The organism is Chryseobacterium gambrini, assembly GCF_027920505.1.
Taxonomy (GTDB): Bacteria; Bacteroidota; Bacteroidia; order Flavobacteriales; family Weeksellaceae; genus Chryseobacterium; species Chryseobacterium gambrini.
This window is the reverse complement of record NZ_CP115857.1, coordinates 895,546-921,305: the sequence shown is the minus strand read 5'-3', so window position 1 is coordinate 921,305 and position 25,760 is coordinate 895,546. Positions and strand designations below refer to the sequence as shown.

17 protein-coding genes and 1 CRISPR repeat array are annotated in these 25,760 nt (G+C 37.3%); of the genes, 2 read left to right on the top strand and 15 right to left on the bottom strand.

All coding sequences use genetic code 11. The features are described 5' to 3' along the window. Positions 1-3 precede the first annotated feature (3 nt). Together cas1 and cas2 are read left to right on the top strand one after the other, a co-directional pair. The gene (cas1, locus tag PFY09_RS04065) at positions 4-897 is read left to right on the top strand and encodes a type II CRISPR-associated endonuclease Cas1 (protein ID WP_271161494.1); all 894 of its coding nucleotides are present in this window, start codon (positions 4-6) and stop codon (positions 895-897) included. 127 nt (positions 898-1,024) lie between these two features. Next, the gene (gene cas2, locus PFY09_RS04060; RefSeq protein WP_007842732.1) at positions 1,025-1,363 is read left to right on the top strand and encodes a CRISPR-associated endonuclease Cas2; all 339 of its coding nucleotides are present in this window, start codon (positions 1,025-1,027) and stop codon (positions 1,361-1,363) included. 57 nt (positions 1,364-1,420) lie between these two features. Further along, positions 1,421-2,930: direct repeats of the CRISPR family, unit length 47 nt; unit sequence GTTGTCCTTCATCACGAAGATAATAATTTTTGAAAGCAATTCACAAC. Positions 2,931-3,131: 201 nt separating this feature from the next. Here the strand turns inward: cas2 and PFY09_RS04055 are convergent. The 15 genes from PFY09_RS04055 to PFY09_RS03985 all read right to left on the bottom strand — a co-directional run bounded on the left by PFY09_RS04055 (position 3,132) and on the right by PFY09_RS03985 (position 25,715). Beyond that, positions 3,132-5,351, bottom strand: coding sequence for an NADP-dependent isocitrate dehydrogenase (locus tag PFY09_RS04055; protein WP_271161493.1), 2,220 nt, complete (start codon positions 5,349-5,351; stop codon positions 3,132-3,134). A 1,120-nt stretch (positions 5,352-6,471) separates the two neighbouring features. Then, complete coding sequence (locus PFY09_RS04050) at positions 6,472-6,699, bottom strand: hypothetical protein (protein ID WP_271161492.1); 228 nt, start codon at positions 6,697-6,699, stop codon at positions 6,472-6,474. A 155-nt stretch (positions 6,700-6,854) separates the two neighbouring features. After that, positions 6,855-7,547, bottom strand: coding sequence for a hypothetical protein (locus tag PFY09_RS04045; RefSeq protein WP_271161491.1), 693 nt, complete (start codon positions 7,545-7,547; stop codon positions 6,855-6,857). Positions 7,548-7,564: 17 nt separating this feature from the next. Next, positions 7,565-8,635, bottom strand: coding sequence for an RHS repeat-associated core domain-containing protein (locus PFY09_RS04040; protein WP_271161490.1), 1,071 nt, complete (start codon positions 8,633-8,635; stop codon positions 7,565-7,567). 198 nt (positions 8,636-8,833) lie between these two features. Further along, a complete protein-coding gene (locus PFY09_RS04035) occupies positions 8,834-9,274 on the bottom strand; it encodes a hypothetical protein (protein ID WP_271161489.1) in 441 nt (146 codons plus the stop codon). After that, positions 9,228-11,069, bottom strand: a complete 1,842-nt coding sequence (locus PFY09_RS04030) for an RHS repeat domain-containing protein (protein ID WP_271161488.1) — start codon at positions 11,067-11,069, stop codon at positions 9,228-9,230. The genes PFY09_RS04035 and PFY09_RS04030 overlap by 47 nt, the downstream gene beginning before the upstream one ends. A gap of 98 nt (positions 11,070-11,167) precedes the next feature. Next, positions 11,168-11,488 carry a hypothetical protein gene (locus tag PFY09_RS04025; RefSeq protein WP_076396835.1) on the bottom strand — a complete coding sequence of 107 codons (321 nt, stop codon included), beginning with the start codon at positions 11,486-11,488 and terminating at the stop codon, positions 11,168-11,170. Positions 11,489-11,490: 2 nt separating this feature from the next. Continuing rightward, entirely contained in the window at positions 11,491-13,188 is a 1,698-nt protein-coding gene (locus PFY09_RS04020) for an RHS repeat domain-containing protein (protein WP_271161487.1), read from the bottom strand. 329 nt (positions 13,189-13,517) lie between these two features. Next, on the bottom strand, positions 13,518-14,138 hold the full coding sequence (locus PFY09_RS04015; protein WP_271161486.1) for a hypothetical protein: 621 nt from the start codon (positions 14,136-14,138) through the stop codon (positions 13,518-13,520). Beyond that, complete coding sequence (locus tag PFY09_RS04010) at positions 14,113-15,738, bottom strand: RHS repeat-associated core domain-containing protein (RefSeq protein ID WP_271161485.1); 1,626 nt, start codon at positions 15,736-15,738, stop codon at positions 14,113-14,115. The genes PFY09_RS04015 and PFY09_RS04010 overlap by 26 nt, the downstream gene beginning before the upstream one ends. A gap of 273 nt (positions 15,739-16,011) precedes the next feature. After that, a complete protein-coding gene (locus PFY09_RS04005; RefSeq protein ID WP_271161484.1) occupies positions 16,012-16,368 on the bottom strand; it encodes a hypothetical protein in 357 nt (118 codons plus the stop codon). A 737-nt stretch (positions 16,369-17,105) separates the two neighbouring features. Continuing rightward, positions 17,106-20,642 carry a DUF6443 domain-containing protein gene (locus tag PFY09_RS04000; protein ID WP_271161483.1) on the bottom strand — a complete coding sequence of 1,179 codons (3,537 nt, stop codon included), beginning with the start codon at positions 20,640-20,642 and terminating at the stop codon, positions 17,106-17,108. A gap of 7 nt (positions 20,643-20,649) precedes the next feature. Beyond that, a complete protein-coding gene (locus PFY09_RS03995; RefSeq protein WP_271161482.1) occupies positions 20,650-22,671 on the bottom strand; it encodes an RHS repeat domain-containing protein in 2,022 nt (673 codons plus the stop codon). Positions 22,672-22,752: 81 nt separating this feature from the next. Next, on the bottom strand, positions 22,753-24,045 hold the full coding sequence (locus tag PFY09_RS03990; RefSeq protein WP_271161481.1) for a hypothetical protein: 1,293 nt from the start codon (positions 24,043-24,045) through the stop codon (positions 22,753-22,755). A 5-nt stretch (positions 24,046-24,050) separates the two neighbouring features. After that, positions 24,051-25,715: a T9SS type A sorting domain-containing protein gene (locus tag PFY09_RS03985; protein ID WP_271161480.1), complete on the bottom strand. Its 1,665-nt coding sequence runs from the start codon at positions 25,713-25,715 to the stop codon at positions 24,051-24,053. Between the last annotated feature and the right edge of the window lie 45 nt (positions 25,716-25,760).

Here is a 25,760-nt window from a genome sequence, read left to right as displayed (position 1 = left end):
AAAATGATTACCCGCTCCATCTACATCGGCAATCCCGCTTATCTTAAGCTCAAAGACGAGCAATTGAAAATCCTCTGTCCGGAAACCAAAACGGAAAAGGGGAGTGTTCCTGTGGAAGATTTGGGATTATTGATGCTGGATCATTATCAGATCACCATTTCGCACCATCTGATTCAGAAAATGATGGGAAATAATGTTGTGGTGGTGAGTTGTGATTCCCATCATTTACCGCACGGAATAATGCTTCCGCTGTATGGGCATACCGAGCATTCCGATCGGGTAAAAGATCAGTTGGAAGCCAGTGAACCGCTGAAAAAACAGCTTTGGAAACAGACGGTGGAATGTAAGATCGAAAACCAGAAAAACGTACTGATGAAACTGGGAAATTACTACGAACCGATGATTGAATATCAAAGAAATGTAAAATCCGGTGATATAACGAATATGGAAGGGATTGCGGCGCAACATTACTGGAAATACCTCATCAGTCTGGACTTTTTGAGGCAGCGTTTTGGAGATTCACCCAATCAGTTTTTCAATTTCGGATATGCCGTGCTCAGAAGCATTGTCGCAAGAGCCATCGTAGAAACCGGACTCTTGCCTGTTCTCGGCATTTTTCATAAAAATAAATATAATCCGTATTGCCTTGCCGATGATTTAATGGAACCTTACCGTCCTTTTGTTGATTTACTGGTGATGCAGTGGCTGAAGATTCATCCGTATACAGAAGAACTGACGAAAGAATTTAAAGCGCATATTCTCCAGATTGCGACAAAAGATGTGCGTATTGATGACAAAACAAGACCGTTGCTGGTTGCAGTAAAAACAACGGCTTCATCGCTTTACAAATGCTACACAGGAGAAAAACGACTGATTTCCTATCCGGAATTGATGTAATTTTTTTATGGCAGCTTTATCCGCCTGTAGTTTATCCTGAGCGGAGCCGAAGGACAAAAATCTGCAAAAAGAGCTCCACTCAGGTCGGGCTGTGATCGTTACAATAAACAAATAATAGTCACCAAAAATGAACGCCGAAAGGTTTAATGCATACCGAATTATGTGGGTTTTAGTATTATATGACCTCCCGACCGAAACGAAAGCGAATATGAAAGATGCAAACCGTTTTCGGAAAGCTTTGATTGATGACGGATTTACCTTATTTCAGTTTTCGATGTATGTACGACACTGTCCGAGCCGCGAAAATGCAGAAGTTCATATCAAAAGAGTGAAATTTATGCTTCCTAAAGCCGGAAAGGTTGCCATTATGTGCATTACCGATAAACAGTTTGGAGACATCGAAATCTTTTTTGCCAGAAATAAAGAAGAACCGCCTCCGACCTTCCAACAGCTCGAATTGTTCTGAATTTTAAATCCTGAAAACAAAAATAATCTACTGAAAACCAGCAGATTATTTTTTGAGGTTGTCCTTCATCACGAAGATAATAATTTTTGAAAGCAATTCACAACCCAATTGAATTAACATCTTTTGTTTTCGCCGTTGTCCTTCATCACGAAGATAATAATTTTTGAAAGCAATTCACAACACATTATAAGTGTAGCTTTGGTTGCTTTTTGTTGTCCTTCATCACGAAGATAATAATTTTTGAAAGCAATTCACAACGACGCCGGAAGTTTTTCAATATAAAAACTAGTTGTCCTTCATCACGAAGATAATAATTTTTGAAAGCAATTCACAACACTGTATTAGATAGGTTTTGTCTCTATTAAGTTGTCCTTCATCACGAAGATAATAATTTTTGAAAGCAATTCACAACCATTGTTCAACAACATTTTTATGTCGCAATGTTGTCCTTCATCACGAAGATAATAATTTTTGAAAGCAATTCACAACGGGTCAAAGAATAGATAACAAAGAATGGGTGTTGTCCTTCATCACGAAGATAATAATTTTTGAAAGCAATTCACAACGGTTCTTCAGGCAAAGACATCCAATGTGTTGTTGTCCTTCATCACGAAGATAATAATTTTTGAAAGCAATTCACAACGGTAAATTTTATCAAGCATCTTACGGACAAGTTGTCCTTCATCACGAAGATAATAATTTTTGAAAGCAATTCACAACATAAATTGCAGTTATGCTGTCCGTTTATTGGTTGTCCTTCATCACGAAGATAATAATTTTTGAAAGCAATTCACAACTCGTCTTGAACTTTCTTCGATTTCTCCTTCGTTGTCCTTCATCACGAAGATAATAATTTTTGAAAGCAATTCACAACATAAATTGCAGTTATGCTGTCCGTTTATTGGTTGTCCTTCATCACGAAGATAATAATTTTTGAAAGCAATTCACAACAGATTGCTAGAATGAAATTTTTATCAAACGGTTGTCCTTCATCACGAAGATAATAATTTTTGAAAGCAATTCACAACATACGGCTGCCGTTCCAATGCTTCTGCAAGGTTGTCCTTCATCACGAAGATAATAATTTTTGAAAGCAATTCACAACGACAAAACATCGCGATACATTGCTGAACTTGTTGTCCTTCATCACGAAGATAATAATTTTTGAAAGCAATTCACAACTAAAAATAATGGAAGGAAATTATAAAAACAGTTGTCCTTCATCACGAAGATAATAATTTTTGAAAGCAATTCACAACGTTTAGCAGACACTACAATTACAGGCCCTAGTTGTCCTTCATCACGAAGATAATAATTTTTGAAAGCAATTCACAACAGCATTAAACATTTCCCATTGGTTCGCACGGTTGTCCTTCATCACGAAGATAATAATTTTTGAAAGCAATTCACAACAATTGGATTAATATCTTCTAATTGATCTGAGTTGTCCTTCATCACGAAGATAATAATTTTTGAAAGCAATTCACAACCAAAATGAGTGCTTTAGAATTATCAAAAAAGTTGTCCTTCATCACGAAGATAATAATTTTTGAAAGCAATTCACAACGTGTGATTAAAGCCAATCTTTATAACAATAGTTGTCCTTCATCACGAAGATAATAATTTTTGAAATCCGCAGCAGGAAAGGCGTAGGCTGATTTGACGAAAAGCGTTTGATTAAGCTAAGCTGATTTTACAGACTATAAAAAATTAGCCATAATCGAACTACAGTCGGCTATGGCTAAAAAATATTTTAGTAAAAACGAAATTAAATTCCGTCGATGATTTCATTTAAAACCGTACTTGGTCTCATGGCAGCATACGTCTTGTAAGTATCTGTTTTATAGTAACCGTCAATATCCTGAGGTTTTCCCTGCGCACCAATTAATTCTGCGTTGATCACTTCTTCGTTTTCCTTCATTGCCTCTGCAATCGGAGCGAATTGTGCTGCTAATTCTGCATCAGCAGTCTGGTTTGCTAAAGCTTCAGCCCAGTACATTGCCAGATAGAAGTGGGAACCTCTATTATCGATTTGACCTACTTTTCTTGCAGGAGACTTGTCGGTAGCTAAGAATTTAGCATTAGCTTCATCCAGTGCATCCGCTAACACCTGAGATTTTGTATTCCCCTGAGTTTGCGCCAAATGCTCTAAAGAAGCCTGTAAAGCAAGGAATTCACCTAAAGAATCCCATCTTAAATAACCTTCTTCGATGAACTGCTCAACGTGTTTAGGAGCAGAACCTCCCGCACCGGTTTCAAAAAGACCACCTCCATTCATCAATGGAACAATAGAAAGCATTTTAGCAGAAGTTCCAAGTTCAAGAATTGGGAAAAGGTCAGTTAAATAATCTCTCAATACGTTTCCGGATACAGAAATGGTATCTTTTCCTTCTCTAGCTCTTTTTAATGTTTCCGTCATGGCGTCTTTTACATCCATGATTCTGATGTCTAATCCGGTGGTATCGTGATCGGCTAAGTATTTTTCAACTTTTTTGATGATTTCTCTGTCGTGTGCTCTTCCTTTGTCTAACCAGAAAATAGCCGGAGTATCAGATAATCTGGATCTGTTTACTGCTAATTTTACCCAGTCCTGAATCGGAGCATCTTTTGTCTGGCACATTCTGAAAATATCTCCTTTTTCTACTTTCTGAGAAAGAAGAACGTTTCCGTTTTCGTCCTGAACTTCAATGGTTCCTTCCGCAGAAGCCTGGAACGTTTTGTCGTGAGATCCGTATTCTTCAGCTTTTTGAGCCATTAAACCAACATTCGGAACAGAACCCATTGTGGTAGGATCTAATTTCCCATGTGCTTTCATATCATCAATAACAGACTGATAGAAACCTGCGTAAGAACGGTCCGGAATAATACAAACCGTATCTTCTTCTTTTCCGTCTTTGTTCCACATTTTTCCGCCGCCTCTTACCAGAGCAGCCATAGAAGCATCAACGATGATATCGGAAGGAACGTGGAAATTGGTAATCCCTTTGTCTGAATTTACCATCGCCACTCTCGGTCCGTTTGCCAGAGCCGCTTCAATATCTGCTTTGATATCCGCTTCCTGAGCATTTCCTTTTATTTTTTCGAAAAGATCAGCAAGACCGTTGTTTGGATTAACATCTAAAGACTTGAAGGTCTCTGCATATTTAGTGAAAACCTCTTTGAAGAACGTTTCTACAATTGCTCCGAAAATAATCGGATCAGAGATTTTCATCATGGTCGCTTTAAGGTGTGCCGAAAGAAGTACATTTCTGTTTTTAGCTTCTTCAATAGCTTCCTGTACAAAAGCTTTTAAAGCATTGAGATTCATTACAGAAGAATCAATTACTTCTCCAGCCTGAAGGTTGGCGAAATCTTTCAATTGCGTTTCAGAACCGTCGTTTCCTTTGAAAACGATCTTAAATTTTGCAGCATTTTCTACTGTTGTTGAGGTTTCTGTTCCATAGAAATCTCCTCCGTTCATGTGCGCAACGTCTGTTTTGCTGTCAGAAGCCCAGTCGCCCATTCTGTGAGGGTTTGCTTTTGCATAGTTTTTAACGGCTTTTGGAGCACGTCTGTCAGAATTTCCTTCTCTTAATACAGGGTTTACGGCACTTCCTAAAACTTTGGCATATTTCGCTTTAATCGCTTTCTCTTCATCATTTTTAGGCTCAGCAGGATAATTAGGCACTGCAAAACCTTTAGACTGCAGTTCTGCAATTGCTTCATCCAATTGAGGAGCAGAAGCTGAAATATTCGGTAACTTGATAATGTTGGCATCCGGCTGAGTCGCTAACTGACCCAATTCAGCCAAAGCATCACCGATCTTCTGATCATCTTTCAAAAATTCCGGGAAGTTGGCTAAAATTCTTCCTGCCAAAGAAATATCCGGAACGGCGATCTCGATGTTTGCAGATTTTGTAAAAGCTTTCACAATCGGTAAAAAAGAGTGTGTAGCCAACATAGGAGCCTCATCCGTAAGCGTGTAATAGATTTTTGATTTGTCTGACATTATACTGTAATTTATTATTTGATTTTTTTAAGACTCACAAATTTAGTGATTATGATTGTTTTATAAAGATATTTTGCCCAAAAATTGCGTAAAGTAACAGTGAAGCCGATAATTTATGAGCAGATTAAATCTTTTTTGGAAGATGGAATTTTGTATTATTTTTTAATTTTTAAAAACAGATTGAATAAAGATCATTCTGTATGTGAAGCTATTTCAATTTCTACGGATAATGAAGACTTTGTTAAATGAAATTTTTACCCGAGATGTAAGTAGATGGCTGATTGAAGCATATGAATCATTTTTCCGGATATTTTAATCTGAAAGGGTAGGAGTGTTGTTATTATGCTGTTTTACGGAAGATGTCAATTATATTGAAAACTTTTTTAATTGATCTTCAGAACTAAATTCTGAAAAATGGTAAAACCCTGTAGCAGAGTGTTGAGTGGATCATAAGGAAAAACCAGATCTTTTCTGGGTTAACTAACGATTGGTTCTCAGATTCTCCATGGTTTGCTGGTCAACTTTTTTTTATTTCGTAAAGTGATCCATACAATAAATAATAGAATCTTATTCTGACAGCTCATTATATTTACTAAGAATATTTGTAAGATTATATTTTTCACATATCCTTATTAATTCGTTATCAAATAGTTTAGTCTGATCTTCTTCACTTACGATCAATTGAGGTAAATATTCAATTTCATCTATAAAATCATACATTTCTTTGTGAGGAACTTTATTTACACTCATTATTTTAACATGTATCATTAAGTCATGAATAACAAGAATTAACTTATTAAAACTTCTATTTCGTACCATATATTTTGGATAATTTTAACATTAATCTAATAAAATTTGCCTTGCCTGAGCACTTCTATTCGCTGGTTGTATATAGGTAGACGATGTCTGTCCATTTGGCGGGATAAATTTTGAAATTAATGATTTCATTTGAGAATAAAAGATTTTTTTGTTAAAAACACAGCAGCGCTATAAAACACAAAATCCAATGTAATTGCGTTGGGTTATTTTTATCCGCTAAAAGTCGGGATACTTTTGTGCAGTAGGCTGTTACCATATTTTTATTATTCCTTTCTGATTTTCTGCTCCTTCTATTTCAATCCTAATGGTATCTTTTCGGGGTTAGCGAAGGACTGGCTCCCAGACTTTCTACCGCTCTCCAGTTTACCTCTGTAATATTCCCGTTGTATTTCGGGACAACATTCTTTCCTGAAAACTGAGCTGTATCCGGATTTTCGATCCCCTCGCGACTGGTATATTTTATTTTGTAGGAAAACAGTTTTCCGCCAAGATCCGTTGCCGCCATCTGGTTTTTGTTGATCTCCGTCATCCATCCGCGGATGTTGTGGAAAAAATGCTTACCAATAAAAAGTTTAAAGATTTTTTTGCCAAAAACGCAGCTACGCTATAAAACGCAAACCCACCACAATTGCAGTGGGTTATTTATTATTGCTCACGGATTACAAATCCGCGTCGTAGGGTATATTAATTATGTATTTTTAATATATCCAATTCATTTATACATTTTACAAATTCTTTCTTTTTATCATCATTAAAATAAGGTAGTCCTTTAATCCCATTTCTAATATCACTATACTTTATTGGTAAATTGTAAGTTTTAATTCCTCTTCCTGCAAAGTAATAGTTTTTTGCATAAATAATTGATTTGGGTGTATATTGATCTATTGCCAAACATTTTTCAAAAGCATGAACTTTATCTTGAATAATCAATTCATATCTAAAGTATTCATCAACATAATTATTCCTAAAATCTTCTGTAGAAAGTTTTTTTGTATAAAAAACAAGTTCATTTTTCTCTTTGACTTTGGTATAAGAAAGACTGTCATATTGTAATTTATAAGGACTCGTAGTAACTTCGAAAATATTTTTATTATTTACAATAAAAATTCCATTGTAAAAACCTTCTTCATCATGAAAACCATCTTCTATATAAATATGAGAATATTTTTTATCTGGATTTATGTCGTTGGTCTTCGCTCCTAATAGCCTAAAAATATTATATCCTTCTGTAAGTGTTTTTATTGCAGTTGAATCATGATAAGCAAAAGAATTTTTATCTCTTAATAAGTTTTCATTCATCTGTCTCAAAGTAATCTTTCCTTGAGAATTACAAGATGAGAATAACATAATACTAAATATTAAAATAATATTTTTCATTTTCAAAAGTTTATAGATTATCTAGTACGATTTTTAATTTTTCGCAGGTTATAATATGCAGCAGCTCCATTATAATTATATTTATTTTGCAATATTGTACTATTTACATTAAGAACGCTTTGCACACTAGGAATAGGAGATATTTGACTTCCATTTGAATTATAATAAATACTATTTCCAGCATTATCTATTAGCCTCCCGTCTTTATTAGGAATACATGTAGAACCTAAACAAACACTCCCATAATTTGTTCTCAATGGTAGACCTGATTCAGCTCTTACAATGTTTTCTACATGTGTTCCATATATTTCTGCTGTAGTACTGTTAGGTCCAAATCTTGTATCAATTTGAGAAGTTACGCCTAACGCATAATTTTCGTAAATGTGCCCCATTTCGTGGGCTATTGTTGTATATAAAGGAGAATATGCCGAAGCATTACCTGAAGTAGTCCAAACTCCTTTGGTTGAAGATGTATTTAATTCAATTATATTACTTATACCATATTTTATTTGGGAACCTCCGCTGGTATAATTAAAATAAAGATCTCTTACTTTTCCATCTTTACCCTGCGCCTGATCAAAGTACTCAATCATCTCATTTCCTATAGAGGTATTTTTATCTAGATGACTTAACCCTGCTACAATATCAACAACAAAATTTGATAATTTAGTATTTGCATCTACATTTGTCCATTTTCCATCTATCTGATGCTGTGTGGAACCATTATGATACCTATACTGAGTCCCATTTTGGTCATTAATATATATCCATTCTCCGTTTATATCAATAAATTTAGTCGGATTATTTGCTACATAAGTATAAGGAGAAATAGGAAAATAATTCTCACTATAATTATCTATAACTCCCCATCTACCAATATCAGCCATATAAAACCTTGCACCGTAATCATACATGCCCGTTTCTTGAAGCTCCTTCCCATTGTACTTATAATTCTTATACGAACTCGCTCCGAAGAAAGAATTTCCGCTCTTCAAATGATTCATACCAAAAGGATAATAATCATTAGCATCCACAATTTCAAGAACTCCTGCGCTGTTTTTCCCAAAACTTACCCTTGTATTTCCCAAGTGATCTTTGTACTGGTAAATATATTGATTATTTCCGCAAAATGTATTAACATAAAAAATAATGCTTACTGCTAAAAATTTAAAGATCTCTAATAAGATGTCGTTGCATTATAACACAAAACCCACCGCAAAGCGGTGGGTTCTTTATTATTCCTCACGGATTATAAATCCGCGTCATCGGGATTGAGTTTATTACATTTAATTTTCTGGAATTATTCCCACAAAAACAAAATATTCATTCTCAACTTTTGATTTTACAAAAATTGTATCATGATTTTCTTTGATCGCTTCATATTCTTTATCGAAAAAAAATATTTTTTTTCCTTTTTTAGAAATAGATAACTGTTTTACTGCTTCGTCTTCTTTAGAATATTTTCCACCTTTAGCAAAATCATCTGTATATAAACCTTCTGAACCACAACCAATATATTCAGAAAGTTTTCCGTTTCTATATTTTCTTATATTTTCGATAGTTAATTTTTTACCTTCATAATAAATATATTTAGGACATAATGGATTTTTACTATAATATGTGCTTATTATTGAAAAATCTCCTTTGTATTTATTGCAGGATAATATAGTAAATGCAATACTAATTAGTATTACTAGGCTTTTTAACTTCTTGTGTTCTCTGTACATTTGTTCTTGGTTGTATAATTACTTTTATATTAGAATATCCAAACATAGAATCTTTATCAGCTTGTTTTCTGATTCCTCCGATTACTCTTTTAGCTTCACTATCAGAAGTATTTTTCATAGAATTATTATTATTCACAATTCCAAAACAAGCTAAAGATCCGGAGTGTCTAATTTTGTTTTCTTCTTCATTTTTATATACTCCTCCGACATGAATCATTACACTTGAAGCAGACGTGGCATCCTGACCTTTATCATTTTTACGTGGTTCCGAATCTAAGATTTTACTTCCTTCCTGTCTTAATTCAAAGGCAGCTGTATCATTACTATGAGGATAAACATCAATAAATTCAGTATCATATTCATTAGAGCCACCGACCTTTGGTTCAAACGCAATATTGTCTAAAGTCATTGAATTTCCTTTATCCTGATTAACTACCCAAGAATCACGAGTGACCATAAACTCCATTTTGAAATTTGCATCTTCATCATCCGTGACAACTGCTTTATACAAAGGAACACCTATAGTTAAATAATCGTTTTTTCCTTTTGTATAATTTCCGACTAACTTTTGTTGTGTCCATCCAACTATTTGATTTGTAATTGTAATGATTGGATCATAAGGTTCCATACCATCTGGATCTGTAAACCGAATAGGATTATTAAACGCATAATTGTAAGGACTATGTCTCGTCATCTTTTCCGCTAAAGGATCTACGACGCCCCACCTTCCGATGTCAGCCATATACATCCTCGCACCGTAATCATACATGCCCGTCTCCTGCAATTCTTTACCGTTGTACTTGTAATTTTTATACGAACTTGATCCAAAGAATGAATTTCCACTTTTTAGGTGATTCATTCCGAAAGGATAATAATCATTAGCATCCACAATTTCTAGAACTCCTGCGCTGTTTTTTCCAAAACTTACCCTTGTATTTCCCAAGTGATCTTTATACTGGTAAATATATTGATTTTTTATGTAATCGTAAAATCCTTCTGAAGTCGGCAAAAACTGCAGTTCAGAATTCTTCAGCATTCCGACAGGTTCCAGCCCTCCAATGTCCACAAGACTGAACGCCTGGGTTTCCATCGCTCTAGAACTCTCAAGATTGGAAGCCGAAAAAGACGAACTTCCACCGCCTCCGCCACCTGAATTAGTGATGTTCTGATACTGGAAGCCGTCAAGGTAATCGATGGTCTTTACAGAGGTTGTGTAACCGTTAATTCCGGAAATCGTTGTGGTGTTTACCTTATGGAGCTTTGTTCCGTCGGCGCGGTATTTTGTGTCCAGTTTCACCATTTCAATGCCGTCCCTGCTGTATTCCAGATGATGGGGAAGATTTAAATGATTGTATTTGATCACACTGATTCCCTTATCCGGCATACTGATCATGTTTCCGTTCACATCATATCCGATGGTTTGTCCTCCGCCTTCGTATCCTGTTGCATTCTGTGCATAATCATTGATGTTGGTAAGCCTGTTGCCGGTATTGCCGGAAGCATAGATGTATTGCAGGTTATCAATCATGGTCGGCTTTTTGTTGATCTCCGTCATCCATCCGCGGATGTTGTAATCGTAATCGATGCTTTGCAGGGGAGCAGAAACCGATGTAGAGCCTACTTTCTTGTTCACAAGCTGGGACAGATCGTTGTAGGTGTTTTCGGCAAGCAGTTCTTCAGGATTATTGTCTACCTGATGGTAATGTTTTACCAACCTGTTCTGAGAATCGTACTCAAATCTTTCCTGTACCGTTACCCAATTCGCTATGTTTTTTGAGGTTAAAAATGAAAGCATCTTATTTTGTGCTGCTCTTTATAACACAAAACCCACCGCAATTACGGTGGGTTCTTTATTATTGCTCACGGATTACAAATCCGCGAGATCAGGTTACCTTAGAAATAAAAATGTATGCTAGTTTCATACGATAAAGCTAGCTCAAACATTTCATTGATTTCATCCGAGCCATTAGCACTTTTTTTTAATTCATTTAATGAATTATGTATAGATTCTAAATTTGTAATATGCTCGTCTTCAAAATCATCAATATTGCTATTTGCTATTTTATTAATTAAAATAAAGACGCCATCATCCCATAATTTCTTGAATTCATCATTTGTTATATTTAATTCCACGATCTGATCCGGACTTACTGCATCGTAATCCAATGCAATTTCAGCTTCTTTACTCTTTGGAACAATAATTTTTTTTGACATATTTAATCTATATTATTAAAATGAGTTACTTGATTATATTCAGCTTGACTTCTTCCCATTTGCTTTCCGTTTACTGTTTTATTATTAGGCACGTTTCCTTCCAAATCCAAATAAGTTCTCCTTCCAGACAGATTCGTATCTTCTATTCTAAAGTAATTTCCTGTATTATCATAAACAACTTGCAACCCTGTTTCGGAATTATTGTAAATGGTTTTACCTGTAGCCGTTGTTGTTCCTTCCGCTTCAGGTGCAATTTTTTGTATGGTTTCTGATAAACTAGCACTTTCCCATTGAGAAGAGAACTGGGCAGCTCTTTCAGCTCCTCCACCTCCAACAACAGTACTCATTTGTGATCTTGAAAGTTGCGCTCCTTCTAGAGAAGTAGTAGATGTTTCAGTAGCAGTTGCTACTTTTCCTGCTTTTGCTCCCATTACTTTGTGAGTAGTTACAGCCGCTATAACCATAACCGTAGCAGAGCCTATAGATTCCGCATCTCCTTTTGCTACACCTTTGCCTGTTTGTACAAGTGCTTTAGTACCAGTCTCTTCATATACTATGTTAGTTGCTTGTTTAACTGCTGCTTTTACTCCTCCTTGTCTAAATGCTTTATATGTTTTCATAGCATTTACTGTTCCTATAACTGCTGCTCTTTGAAGACTGGCACCTTCTAGTGTACCTTTAACCATACCTTTCGTAGCGTTCCAAGCTCCTCTTCCAAAACTTTTAACCTGGTTCCAAGTTGGCCATGGCCACATTCCATCTGGGTCAACAAACATTATCGGATTGTCAAAAGCATAATTATATGGTGAAAATCTTCTTCCTAATTCAGTAGCAGGATCTACGACACCCCATCTCCCGATATCAGCCATATAAAACCTTGCTCCGTAATCATACATGCCGGACTCCGTCTGTAATTCCTTGCCATTGTATTTATACTGGTAACTGCTTCCAAAACTGAAAGAAGTATTGTATCCTTCATGCTTCATCCCAAACGGATAATAGTTATTTTCTTCAAGAACTTCTGCGCCACTTTCACTGTTGAAATAACTTAAACGGATATTTCCCAAATGATCTGTGTAGTTGTAAATATACTTATTTTTTACAAAATCAAAATACCCTTCTGAAGTTGGAACAAATTTTAACTGAAAATCATTCGTAGGTATTCCGGATAATGGTGTCCAGTCATATTCATATTGAAACCCATCCAAGTAATCGGTGGTTCTGGTTCCCAAAGCATAAGCATAGGAAGGATCTTTATAATTATGTACTTTCCTGATCTTTGAGCCATCTGCTCTGTAAAGATAATTCGTATTTACATATACTTTATTGCTCCTGTCGTAACTTGCAAAATCACTGAACTTAATGTATTTCGGAAGATTTAAAAAATTATAATCAATCTGAAGAATACCTTTATCCTTATGATCTTTCATGTTTCCGTTCAGGTCGTAGGAAATGGTGTTTCCTGAAGTATCGGGATAACCTCTGTAATCTGTTGAGGAATCGGTAACGGAAGTCAGCCTGTTTCCGGTATAAATATAGCCAAGATCATCAATATTAAATGCAGAAGCACCTTGCTGAGATTGTGCCGATCTTTTCAGATTGGAGATATTTCCGTTAAGATCATATTCCATCTTTTCGAAATATTCCTTTGCAGAAGGATTGGTATCTTTCTGGTAAAATCCTGCCAGTAATCTGTTCACTCCATCATAAACATAGCCGTATCTTCTCAGGTTGTCTCCTGTGGTTGTTCCTGTTCTCCAGTCTACCTCCGCAATATTGCCGTTGTATTTCGGTTTTACTTTCAGAGTAGAAAAGTCTGTATTGGGCGTTTCAAGCCCTTCAACTTCACTGTATTTTACTTTATACCCGAACAGTTTTCCGTTAAGGTTTGCAGGATCATTGATCTTGGTTACAAATCGGGGAGATCAGGGCTATAAGTAAGTTTTGCTTTACTATAAAACACAAAACCCACCGCTTTGCGGTGGGTTCTTTATTGTTGCTCACGGATTACAAATCCGAGAGAAAGGGTCTATCGGGTTTCTAACTTTCCATTAAGTATGGTATAATAAAAATATTTTCCCTTAATTCTTTTGATTATGTAATAATCATTACGTTGATATTGAATCATACTGTCATCCATTTTTTCTCCATTTAACTTATATTGAATATAAAGAAGCTCATTTTTAAATTTCCCTTCTTTTTCTTCATATACTTTCCTTTTCAAAGGTGTATCATAAGAATTCCTTTCTTCGTCATAATATGTAAATTCTATAACTTGCGTCTTATCGATTTGGAGTATACTAACCGTAGGGGAAGGAATATAAGTATCATATTTCTTCCAATTGAAGATAATAAAATCTGTACTTCTTTCTGGTAATGAAGCCAATAAAGCATTAGTACCATCTATAAAATTGTCAAAGATTTTGGATTCATCTTTACAATCATTAAGCATCAAATTTACAGTCTCTTTAATCTCACCATTCTTTATAATCTTATCAATTTCAGACTCTTTAACACAATTTTCATATGCATTCTTCTTTTTATCTTCGAAAAAGTTTTTTATTTGTTGGTTTTGAGCATAACAAGATTGTAAACAGAATAGAGTTAGAAAACCTGTAAAATAGCTATTTCTTTTTTGTATGTTTAACATTGTCATAATAATTATATCTTCCTCTAAGTGTTTGATTTGGTGCACACATTAATAAAGAATTTATTGAACTTGCTCTATCTGCTGTTTCTGCTTCCTGTGTTCTCCAATTATACAAACTTCCATATGAATTATAATATAAACTGTTACCTACTGAATCAATTAGGACTGTTTTACCTTGTAATCCGTCTGGATTATTACTATTTTTTCCATAAGAAATTCTAAGGGATAATCCATTTTCAGCACGAATTCTATTTTCCCAATGAGAAGCAAAAATTTCTCCTCGACTCACCCCGAACCAACTTCCATTTAATAAATAAGTACTTTCGTCTCTTTTATGTCCTAGTTCATGTCCAAGACTTACAAAGAATGGAGAATTTACAAGACCATTAGTTGTAGGAGTTTTAGCGCTTGCCTTCGGATCTATTTTAATAGGGTCTGATAAGTTTATACCTGCATCTCCAGCATTTCCCTTATCATACACAATACTAGCATCATGTTTATCATTATCAAAATAAGAAACCAAATCTTTCCCTGCATCCCCGCCATTTTCTAAAGCTTGCAGCCCTGCTACAATACCTATAACATTATCAGATAATTTTACATTCTTATCTATTGCAACCCACTTTCCATCTACTTGATGCTGGGTTTGTCCGTTAGAATATCGATATTGATTATCCCCATCTGTAATACTAATCCACATTCCATCCGGATCAATAAATCTTATTGGATTATTGATTGCATAATTGTAAGGAGAAAAATTATGTCCTTTTTCACTTAAAGGATCTACGACGCCCCATCTTCCGATATCCGCCATATAAAACCTTGCACCGTAATCATACATGCCGGACTCCTGCAACTCTTTCCCGTTGTATTTATAATTCTTATACGAACTTGATCCAAAGAATGAATTTCCACTCTTCAAATGATTCATTCCGAAAGGATAATAATCATTAGCATCCACAATTTCTAGAACTCCTGCGCTGTTTTTTCCAAAACTTACCCTTGTATTTCCCAAGTGATCTTTATATTGGTAAATATATTGATTTTTTATGTAATCGTAAAATCCTTCTGAAGTCGGCAAAAACTGCAGTTCAGAATTCTTCAGCATTCCGACAGGTTCCAGCCCTCCAATGTCCACAAGACTGAACGCCTGGGTTTCCATCGCTCTAGAACTCTCAAGATTGGAAGCCGAAAAAGACGAACTTCCACCGCCTCCGCCACCTGAATTAGTGATGTTCTGATACTGGAAGCCGTCAAGGTAATCGATGGTCTTTACAGAGGTTGTGTAACCGTTAATTCCGGAAATCGTTGTGGTGTTTACCTTATGGAGCTTTGTTCCGTCGGCGCGGTATTTTGTGTCCAGTTTCACCATTTCAATGCCGTCCCTGCTGTATTCCAGATGATGGGGAAGATTTAAATGATTGTATTTGATCACACTGATTCCCTTATCCGGCATACTGATCATGTTTCCGTTCACATCATATCCGATGGTTTGTCCTCCGCCTTCGTATCCTGTTGCATTCTGTGCATAATCATTGATGTTGGTAAGCCTGTTGCCGGTATTGCCGGAAGCATAGATGTATTGCAGGTTATCAATCATGGTCGGCGTTGTATTCCCATATTCCAGAACCGAGGTTCTGTACAGACTGGTGATATTCCCGTTCAGATCATACGCTAAAGATTCCGTATTCTCTTTACTGTTCGGGTTTTGGGGATTCTGGTAAAACCCTGCTGTAAGCCTGTTAATTTTATCATAGGCATACCCGTATCTTTTCGGGGTTGTTGATGGATTTGCCCCAATAGATTCTACGGCTCTCCAGTCTACTTCTGTAATATTCCCGTTGTATTTCGGGACAACATTTTTTCCTGAAAACTAAGCTGTATCCGGATTTTCGATCCCGTCGCGACTGGTATATTTTATCTTGTAGGAAAACAGTTTTCCGCCAAGATCGGTAGCCGCCATCTGGTTTTTGTTGATCTCCGTCATCCATCCACGGATGTTGTAATCGTAATCGATGCTTTGCAGGGGCGCAGAACCCGATGTAGAGCCTACTTTCTTGCTCACAAGCTGGGACAGATCGTTATAGGTGTTTTCGGCAAGCAGTTCTTCGGGATTATTGTCTACCTGATGGTAATGTTTTACCAGCCTGTTCTGAGAATCGTACTCAAATCTTTCCTGTACCGTTACCCCGACTTCGCCCTGCTTTCTGAGGTTAAAAATGAAAAGCATTTTATATTGTGCTGCTCTTTATAACACAAAACCCACCGCAAAGCGGTGGGTTATTTATTGTTGCTCACGGATTACAAATCCGCGAGATAAGATATCCACAATATTACAATTTCACTTTAGATAAACTCCTTTCAGAAAGAAGAAGTAAAATAATAATGCTAGTAAAGGAATACATAATAAAGAGTTAATAATATTTCCTTTACTTAAACTATTCTTAATTATTACAATAATTGATATTAATATACCTATTACATTCAAAGGAAGTAAAACAAAAAAACTAAATTTTCTATTAAATGCTGAATATGGACTAATCAATCCTAATATATCTATAAAGATAAATGCAGATAAATTTAACAAAAAAATTACAAAAGATAAAATTGCTAAATTTTTAATATTTATTCTTTCCATCCTACTCTGTTATAGTTGTATCCAATGGCATATATGTTCTATCCTGTGAACTACCAAATCTCATTTTATAAAGAAAAAATAAATAAAAAAAATAATTAAAGGCATTGACAAGATAACATTTAAAATACTACGCTTATTATAAAATATATTCTTCACTATAACAATTAATGAAAATATTAACCCTATAATTATTATTGGAAATAAGATTAAACTCATTAATCCATTTTGAGGACTATAAGAATATATTAATTGTTCTACATTTATCAAATAATATTTAATCATATTAATTAAAAATATGACGAATGATAGTATTGATAATAATTTATCATTTATTTTTTCCATCCCACTCTATTATAATTGTAACCAGTAGTATATGCTTTTTTGTCTGTTGCAGTATCTTTTCCATCAAATCTTATTCTGCTATTGAAATTTGCACCTTTTTCCAAAACATCCAATGGAGCTCCAATCATTTGGAAAGCTTTACCTGTCATAAAATTCCCGCCATCATATACGTTGTATAAAGTATTGCTTCCTTCAAATTTTACAAATCCTCCCGTTCCATCAACAGGTGTGTCTGTAGGTCCTTGTAAACTTGGTTGATTACCTCCATTTCTTACAAGAGCTCCCATTTCTCCAGCAAAATCAAATTCCCCATTACCTAAAGATCCCATATAACTCATCCAAGGAAACATAATGAATGATTGCTCTCCAAAAGCCTGAAGATATTGTGCTTTATCTTTTATATTTCCAATGCCAATTTTATTAAAAGTATCTGCCATATCTTGAGCCGAATAAGGTGTAAATAATCGTAAACCATCATATTGTAAATCAATTGGAGACATTAAATTTGCCATTTGAATAACATAATCTAATTGCTCTTGATCATTAGCGTTATCATTTAAATTTAATTGATTACCCTCCATATCCTGAACAACATGAGGACCTTCTTGAGGGATAATCTCTTGAACATAACCTTGAGAATTTACTTTAATGATATCTTGATTTGATCTTCCATCAGGATCAATAAATCTAATCGGATTATTATAAGCATAATTATATGGAGACCAACGACGTGAAGTTTCCGCGAGCGGATCAACGACGCCCCATCTACCGATATCAGCCATATAAAACCTTGCACCGTAATCATACATGCCGGACTCCGTCTGTAATTCCTTGCCGTTGTATTTGTACTGGTAACTGCTTCCAAAACTGAAAGAAGTATTGTATCCTTCATGCTTCATCCCAAACGGATAATAGTTATTTTCTTCAAGAACTTCTGCGCCACTTCCATTGTTGAAATAACTTAAACGGATATTTCCCAAATGATCTGTGTAGTTGTAAATATACTTATTTTTTACAAAATCAAAATACCCTTCTGAAGTAGGGACAAATTTTAACTGAAAATCATTCGTAGGTATTCCGGATAATGGTGTCCAGTCATATTCATATTGAAACCCATCCAAGTAATCGGTGGTTCTGATTCCCAAAGCATAAGCATAGGAAGGATCTTTATAATTATGTACTTTCCTGATCTTTGAGCCATCTGCTCTGTAAAGATAATTCGTATTTACATATACTTTATTGCTCCTGTCGTAACTTGCAAAATCACTGAACTTAATGTATTTCGGAAGATTTAAAAAATTATAATCAATCTGAAGAATACCTTTATCCTTATGATCTTTCATGTTTCCGTTCAGGTCGTAGGAAATCGTGTTTCCTGAAGTATCCGGATAGCCTCTGTAATCTGTTGAGGAATCGGTAACGGAAGTCAGCCTGTTTCCGGTATAAATATAGCCAAGATCATCAATATTAAATGCAGGAGCGCCTTGCTGAGATTGCGCCGATCTTTTCAGGTTTGAAATATTTCCGTTAAGATCATATTCCATCTTTTCGAAGTATTCCTTTGCAGAAGGATTGGTATCTTTCTGGTAAAATCCTGCCAGTAATCTGTTCACTCCATCATAAACATAGCCGTATCTTCTCAGGTTGTCTCCTGTGGTTGTTCCTGTTCTCCAGTCTACTTCCGCAATATTGCCGTTGTATTTCGGTTTTACTTTCAGAGTAGAAAAGTCTGTATTGGGCGTTTCAAGCCCTTCCACTTCACTGTATTTTACTTTATACCCGAACAGTTTTCCGTTAAGGTTTGCAGGATCATTGATCTTGGTCATCCATCCGCGGATGTTGTAGGTGTAATCGATGCTTTGAAGATTATTTCCTACTTTCTTGTTCACAAGCTGGGACAGGTCGTTGTAGGTGTTTTCGGCAAGCAGTTCTTCGGGATTATTGTCTACCTGATGGTAATGTTTTACCAACCTGTTCTGAGAATCGTACTCAAACCTTTCCTGTAACGTTACCCCGACTTCGCCCTGCTTTCTGAGGTGATAGGTATTGGTTTTTAAAGGAACTCCCGCAAAATCCAGTTCGGTTTCGGTGTTGGTGTACCCTCCGAGATGGTTGGTGCTTTTGGTGGCAATTGCCCTTCCCATCGAATCGTAATAGCTGTAGGTTTTCGTCCAGTTGTTGTCTTCTATGTTTTTAACGTAGGCAGCGGTTAAAATTCCCATTGTGGAAGCATCTTCACTGCTTCCCAGCGTCTGTTTCATCGTATGCTGCCCGAGAACCGTTGTCGGAACTGCCGGAGCTTCGGGAGGATAGGTATCGTAATAATTAACCGAAAGCAGGGTCATGCTTCCCGTAGGAAATGCCTGTTTGTCGTAGTATACGTCCAGCCCCTGCAGATTAAAGGAGGTGGAGGATCTTCTTTCCGTATTGTAGGCATTGGCGGTCATGCTGTTCAGGGCATTCTGCATTACCTGTCTCGATGCGGTGTTGGAGAAGAAACCGGTATACGCCACTCTTCCGAACTCATCATATTTGGTAAAAAGCCAGCCTTTGCTTCCGAAGCTGTTGTTTGCTGTTCTCAGGATGGCATCCTGCGTGAGCACCACACGGTCCTGTTTATCGTAGACCATCAGTTCCCATTCTTTTCCGGGCAGTCTTTTTTCAACCAGACGGTCTCTGCCGTCGTACCGGTACTGGTAGCAGAGTTCGTTTAAAATAGCATCCGTAATCAGGTTACTGTTATCTGAAATCTGTTTTACCGCTTTCGGGGAAAGGACGAAAGCCAGCTGGTTGTACTCGTTGTACACGTAATATGTGTCCACATTCTGTGCCCCGTCATTTCTGCGCACCAGAATCGTCTGTCCCTGTCCGTTTTTAAATTCCGTTACAGGGTTTCCGTCCTCATCGGTAACGGTGTTTTTATACAGTGTTGCGGCAGGATAATATCCCGAATTATCTGAAGAAACCGAAAGCGTGGAAACCGTAGTGGAAACATTGTTCACGGTACTGGTCGTTGTACTGGTGATAAATTTCTTCACCTCTGTTCCCAGATTGGTTTCGTACTTCAGCTTCTGGGTGTGTCCCGAGCTCATCTTCCATGGCTCTCCCGGGCTTGCCTGCTGCAATACCCTGTCCAGCGGGGAGTTTTCCATTTCTTTTTCAGAATATGCATTGGAAACCCCGTAATAGGAGTTGGCAGCGGTTTCATCGGTAATTCCGGTATGGATGGAGGAGTTCTGGGTGGCGGCAGGCACGGGAAGGATGTTTTTCACCTGTCTTCCGAAGCCGTCATAGGTAACGGGTGTTACCAGGTCTTTTCCGCCGGGTGCCGCTTTTACACTGATGATCTGCTTGGGTCTTCCCAGACCGTCAAAGTAAGTGATGGTCTCGGATTTCCGGCTGCAGTCGTCATTCAGACAGCTCTGGGACTGTATGTAGTTCTCGTTCTGGGACTGTGCGAAGGACATCGCGGCAATGCTCAGCCCCAACAGGGAGAATGCTTTGGTTGTACTGTATTTTCTCATGTTTGTGTTATGGTTTGTAGTTGTACTTGTTTTCAGACATTTTTTTGTTGATATAGCTTCCTGCGCTGTTTTTTCCTCTTACTCCTGTTTCTTTCAGCCTGTTTGCCGAATCGTAGGTGTAGGTCTGTCTTACTCCGGACGGAGGCGTGATGCTGGTTACCCCGATCAGCGGATCGTAGGTGTAGGTGGAGATCAGCTTTCCTGAAAGAGCCGACTGTTTCCTGAAGCTGTTCAGGGCATCCAGAAGAAGGTTTTCCTGTGCAGGATCTGCGGCATCATTGTCGGAAGCCGTTACAATCCCTGAAACCGGAACTGTGGAAGTCAGCTGGTCGTAAGTGATTCCCTCCACCTTGGCAATGGGCTGGGTTTTGTAGTATCCCCAGACAAGGGCTACCGGAATTCCGTCTTTGGTGGTGTACTGAAGCATGTTTCCTTTTTCATCGTATCTGTCGTAGGTAACATCGGTGGATGAAGTACCGCTGAGTTTATCATACGATTTCTGGGATAACGGAAGCACGAGATTTCCTGCCTGGGGCGTAGGAAGGGAAGCAGGGTACACCGTTTCTGTTTTGCCCAGTGTTTTGGTAACACCGCCAACGGTTTGCGTAACGGTGGTTTCCAATGGAATACCGATCATGTTTCTGGAGATCAATAACTGGTTGTTTTTTTCGTGGGCGTACTGGTAATTTGTCTCTGTGATGCTGTTGTCAGGGGTTGTGAGGGTTTGTTTGGTAACCTGGCTGTGCATTGAAGAGTAGTCATAATTTTTTGTGGTAATCAGTTTACGGTAGTTAGGGTTGAGATAATCATCATAGGATGGGTCAGAAAGGGAGGTCTCTAAAGGCATATAATCTATATACTCTACAACCTCCTCTTTGCGAAGCTTAGCATCTATCGTGTAATGATTGTATAAACCCAAATGATAATTAGAAATTCTTTGAACATCTCCATAGCTGCAAAGCGCCAACGTGCTTTCATCATACATTTTAAACACAATGAGATTAGGCTGTGCTTTTAAAATCTGATAGTTATAGGAATAATTGGTTTGTCTGTTTCTGAAAATATTATTGCCTACCTTTACAAAATCTCTGGTTCTCAATACATTACCACTGAACGTCAAACGGTTGGATTTTGCACTGAAAAATGTGCTTGTAATAACGTTCTGTATAAAAGCACTATAGTTAAGTCCTGTAGATACACTTGAAGACCAATATCCGGGTCCCGGATCAATTGTTAAAACCTGATTAGGCTCGTTATAATCTTTTCTGAACATTTTTTCGTAACCACCGTTCTCAAAATGGTCTCCCCCCACGCTGGTCGTTACAAACTCATAACGCTCCTGAAGACTGCTGTTGTACATATCACTTGTATTATTTGAGCTATGCAAAGCATACGTTATAGCAGGACCGGCAGCATGATGATCTCCTATAGAAACAGTGCTTATCTGAGGAATTGTTTTTAAAACAGGTAAACTTTGATGATCGTAAATTTCAGCAGGATTATAATATAATCTTTTATAGCTTTTCACCACTCCCTGATCGGTATCTTTTATAGATTTTACTCTTATTCCATAGCCGTCTACAGAATTGTCAGAAAGTTGGGTGTAGCTTAATGCAACGTTGGCCATAACATAACTGTTTACAGATATAGGAGGATTATTGGCTCCTGCCTGTGCAATCAGCTTATAACGTTTATTGGGTAAAAATTGAAATATTTGGGTTTGTATCTGGCTGCTGTATCCTAATATACGGCCGCTTATTAATAGTGTCTGTCCCGTGTCAAGATCAATTAATTTCCATGAAAACTGTTGGGTATGATTCCCGTTATAATTATCAGAACCCATTGAATAATTAATATTAACTGTTTGAGGCTGATAAATATTTTCTATGATCCACTCACCATATAAACGGTCAGGCTCCATAACATTATTATTGAAGAGCAGATTTACCCCTCCGTTTACCTGCTGCAGATCTCTCATAGGAGGAGCTTCATATTCAATGGTGGTTTTACCTCCTGTAGGATAATTCACTTCAGTTAACAGACCTTTGGAAGCATAGAAAAAATCTGGTGTTCTTTCTCCGAAAGAATTTAAAACAGCAGGGGTATATGCTTATGAAAGCGGCAGCATATAATTATGAAAAGAAGCAATCAAAGACTGATTCAAGGTTTTGTTATTATAATAGCCATACATATCCTGTTCGTAAGAAATTCTCTTGGGGAGTTCTAAAGGATCATTGTAAGAAAAATTATATTTTTTTTCAAAGACATTATTTTTATACAGCTGAACAGAGGTAAGAAAGAAACGTTGGGATCTGTTATTATTTTTGGCACCGTCAAAAACATAATTAAATAGTATCTTCTCTTTTTCCGTATTATTTTCTTTCAGTTCAATGGACGATAAATATGTTTTGAATTCAGAATTGATCTTCGTATCATAATTGAACTTTATCATCCGATTGCTTTCGGTTGAAGTAATCTGGCTGATTCTTTTTTTGTTTAATACATATAATGTCTGAAAAGATTTTTTTATCTCCGGTGAAAGAACAGAAACAGGATTATTAGATGGATCTAAATTGTTTCCTGAAAATAAATAGCAGATATCATTTTCGAAAACCGTATGGGTTTCAAAATCGGAGTTTTGATATGTGAAAGAGATTTTTTCATTATTAGGATGGATAATTTCCTTTAAGAAATAAGAAGTATCGGCATAATTGCTTATTCCGCCGGGAGCAGGCATCATCTTAGACCCTGTCATTTCTCTGTAATCCAGTGAACCTCCGAAAATGTATTTTATCCCGTTTGCATCCGTCATTTCAAACCCTGTAAAGCTTCTGTTTCCTAAGTTGGGATCAGCGTTAATTGTTTTAATCTTTACATCAGAATCATTCTTCATAAAGTAAGGGTTAAAGTTTTCGTCCAAATAAAATGATGCAGAAATATTATGTACTTTGACGTTAAAAACATCTCTTTCCGAATCTATTGCCGTAGGCTGATAGCAGACTTTTCTTAAGATATCATCTGCTGCGCAGTCAGAAGCTGCATTCTGAGTAATTTCATTATAATTTTTAGTTAATCTATCAGTGTTTTCATCGGGAAGTCCATTTACGGTGCGGCTTATAATTCCTCCGGCATTTATCATCCATGTCATTCCTGTATCATTGGGAAGATCATCTACCTTAACCCCGGCACCAAAATATTGTAATGATAGAGCTGTTGAAATTTTATTGCCATTTAAGCTGAGCAGCGGAATATTTATATTTAATTTTCCGGTATGCTCATCTTCAGAGACACTTTTTTCTCTTGTAAACTGAAAAGACTGTGGAGAACTTGGAATAAAACTTAACTCCTGTCCTGAAATAAGTATTACAGGACAAAAGACAATTCCTATTAAATATTTTCTCATTTGTATTATTTTTTAATCATTTTGGCATTCGCCGTTTTATCATTGGTTTTCACCGTCACCAGATACGCGCCCTGAATCAAAGGCTGGGTATTGATCTTGGTGATCTTGTTTTTTGTTTTTACCGTTTCAAGCTTTCTTCCGCCCATGTCGTACACTGCAATCTCAGCCTCAAACGCTCCCTCTCTTAAGCCCTCAAACCCAAGCTCCACATACACATAATCCGTTACCGGGTTCGGGTAGATCTTAATATCCTGCTTTTCGATAAGCTGGTCAACCTGTTTATCCCCCAGCTTCACGATCTTCCAGTTTTCTTTCCCCAGTTCCTCTGCGCTGGTTCCTGCAAGTACAATTGATCCGTCACGGTTCAGCTTAATATCAGATAACCGTTCCTCTTTCTTTCGGGATTCTCCTTTCACGTGCTTTCTCCACTGCTCGTTTCCGTTCTGGTCAAGATACAGCATCCAGAAAGTTTCATCATCATTTTCAATCCTGCCTTCCGCCTGCGTATAACCGCCTAAAAGAATCCCTTTGGACTTCCCGCTTCCATCTTCCTGCTTCCCGGCAATGACACTCACCCCCATCAGAACATCCCGGTTTTTAAAGCTGTAGGATTTCTGCCAGATTTCTTCGCCTCTTTCATCAATGGAGATTAACCAGAGGTCTGTACCTTCTTCAATACCCACCGATTTATTTCCCGATCTTTCCGATCTGGATTCTCCACCGATCAGATAGCCGGTTGAAGTCAGCGCAAGTGTTCTTACATGATCATCGCCTTTTCCTCCGAAATTCTTTTCCCATTCCACTTTTCCGTCTTTCGAAAGTTTCACGATCCAGTAATCGCCTTCACCAAAATTGTTGCTTGTTTTTGGTTGATAGTTGATGGTTTTACTACTTCCTGCATCAAACTTCCCGCTTCCTGCCAAAGCTGCGCTTCTCGAATAGATCCCTAACAAAGCTCCACCGTCTTTGGTGGGAATCATCTTTTCCACTTCATCAAGACCTTTCCCGCCTAATACCAATTGGGATAGTTCTTTCCCGCTTTTATCCAGTCGTACCACCAAAACATCTTTGGAACCGTAGCCCTTCATTTTCGGATCCTGAGCGGAGCCGAAGGATCCCGCTACAAAGAACCCCACATCGGTGGTCTGAATCACCGCTCTTGCTTCTTCGTCCGCAGTACTGCCTATGGTTTTCTGCCATAATTCATCGCCAAATTCGTTGATTCTGATCAGCCAGAAATCCGATCCGCCTCTAGAATCCTCTTTTTTATCCAGTCCTTTTCCGCTGTAGGAAGTTCCGGCAAGAAGAAATCCTCCTTCCTGAGTATTAACCGTTGCCGATAAAAAATCGTGGTTCTTCCCTGAGAAATATTTTTCCCAAACCTCTTCGCCCTGCTGGTTGAGTTTTACCAGATGGAAATCGTAACCGTTGTTCTGCTGCGAGGTGGCAGAAGGCAGACCGGAGGTGGCAGGAGAGCTGCTACCTGTGATCTTTTGGCTGTTACCCCGAATGCTGCTTCCGGTAATTAAATACTGCTGATCGATGGTTGTAGTGACCTGTGAGAGAAAGTCCTGCGTTGAAGACCGGATGTCTTTCTGCCAGACTACTTCCTGGGCGGAAACGCCCAGAATGCTGCACAGAGTGAACACACTCATGCTGAGTTTTTTCATACTTAGTGTAATTTTAACGTTATTGTAAAGTGAAATTAAGAAAGG

What these genes read in the sequence shown, in the direction of transcription:
- cas1 (WP_271161494.1), top strand. Translation starts at nt 4, where the DNA reads ATGATTACCCGCTCCATCTACATCGGCAATCCCGCTTATCTTAAGCTC.
- cas2 (WP_007842732.1), top strand. Translation starts at nt 1,025, where the DNA reads ATGAACGCCGAAAGGTTTAATGCATACCGAATTATGTGGGTTTTAGTA.
- PFY09_RS04055 (WP_271161493.1), bottom strand. Translation starts at nt 5,351, where the DNA reads ATGTCAGACAAATCAAAAATCTATTACACGCTTACGGATGAGGCTCCT.
- PFY09_RS04050 (WP_271161492.1), bottom strand. Translation starts at nt 6,699, where the DNA reads ATGACGGAGATCAACAAAAACCAGATGGCGGCAACGGATCTTGGCGGA.
- PFY09_RS04045 (WP_271161491.1), bottom strand. Translation starts at nt 7,547, where the DNA reads ATGAAAAATATTATTTTAATATTTAGTATTATGTTATTCTCATCTTGT.
- PFY09_RS04035 (WP_271161489.1), bottom strand. Translation starts at nt 9,274, where the DNA reads ATGTACAGAGAACACAAGAAGTTAAAAAGCCTAGTAATACTAATTAGT.
- PFY09_RS04030 (WP_271161488.1), bottom strand. Translation starts at nt 11,069, where the DNA reads ATGCTTTCATTTTTAACCTCAAAAAACATAGCGAATTGGGTAACGGTA.
- PFY09_RS04025 (WP_076396835.1), bottom strand. Translation starts at nt 11,488, where the DNA reads ATGTCAAAAAAAATTATTGTTCCAAAGAGTAAAGAAGCTGAAATTGCA.
- PFY09_RS04015 (WP_271161486.1), bottom strand. Translation starts at nt 14,138, where the DNA reads ATGTTAAACATACAAAAAAGAAATAGCTATTTTACAGGTTTTCTAACT.
- PFY09_RS04010 (WP_271161485.1), bottom strand. Translation starts at nt 15,738, where the DNA reads ATGATTGATAACCTGCAATACATCTATGCTTCCGGCAATACCGGCAAC.
- PFY09_RS04005 (WP_271161484.1), bottom strand. Translation starts at nt 16,368, where the DNA reads ATGCTTTTCATTTTTAACCTCAGAAAGCAGGGCGAAGTCGGGGTAACG.
- PFY09_RS04000 (WP_271161483.1), bottom strand. Translation starts at nt 20,642, where the DNA reads ATGAGAAAATACAGTACAACCAAAGCATTCTCCCTGTTGGGGCTGAGC.
- PFY09_RS03990 (WP_271161481.1), bottom strand. Translation starts at nt 24,045, where the DNA reads ATGAGAAAATATTTAATAGGAATTGTCTTTTGTCCTGTAATACTTATT.
- PFY09_RS03985 (WP_271161480.1), bottom strand. Translation starts at nt 25,715, where the DNA reads ATGAAAAAACTCAGCATGAGTGTGTTCACTCTGTGCAGCATTCTGGGC.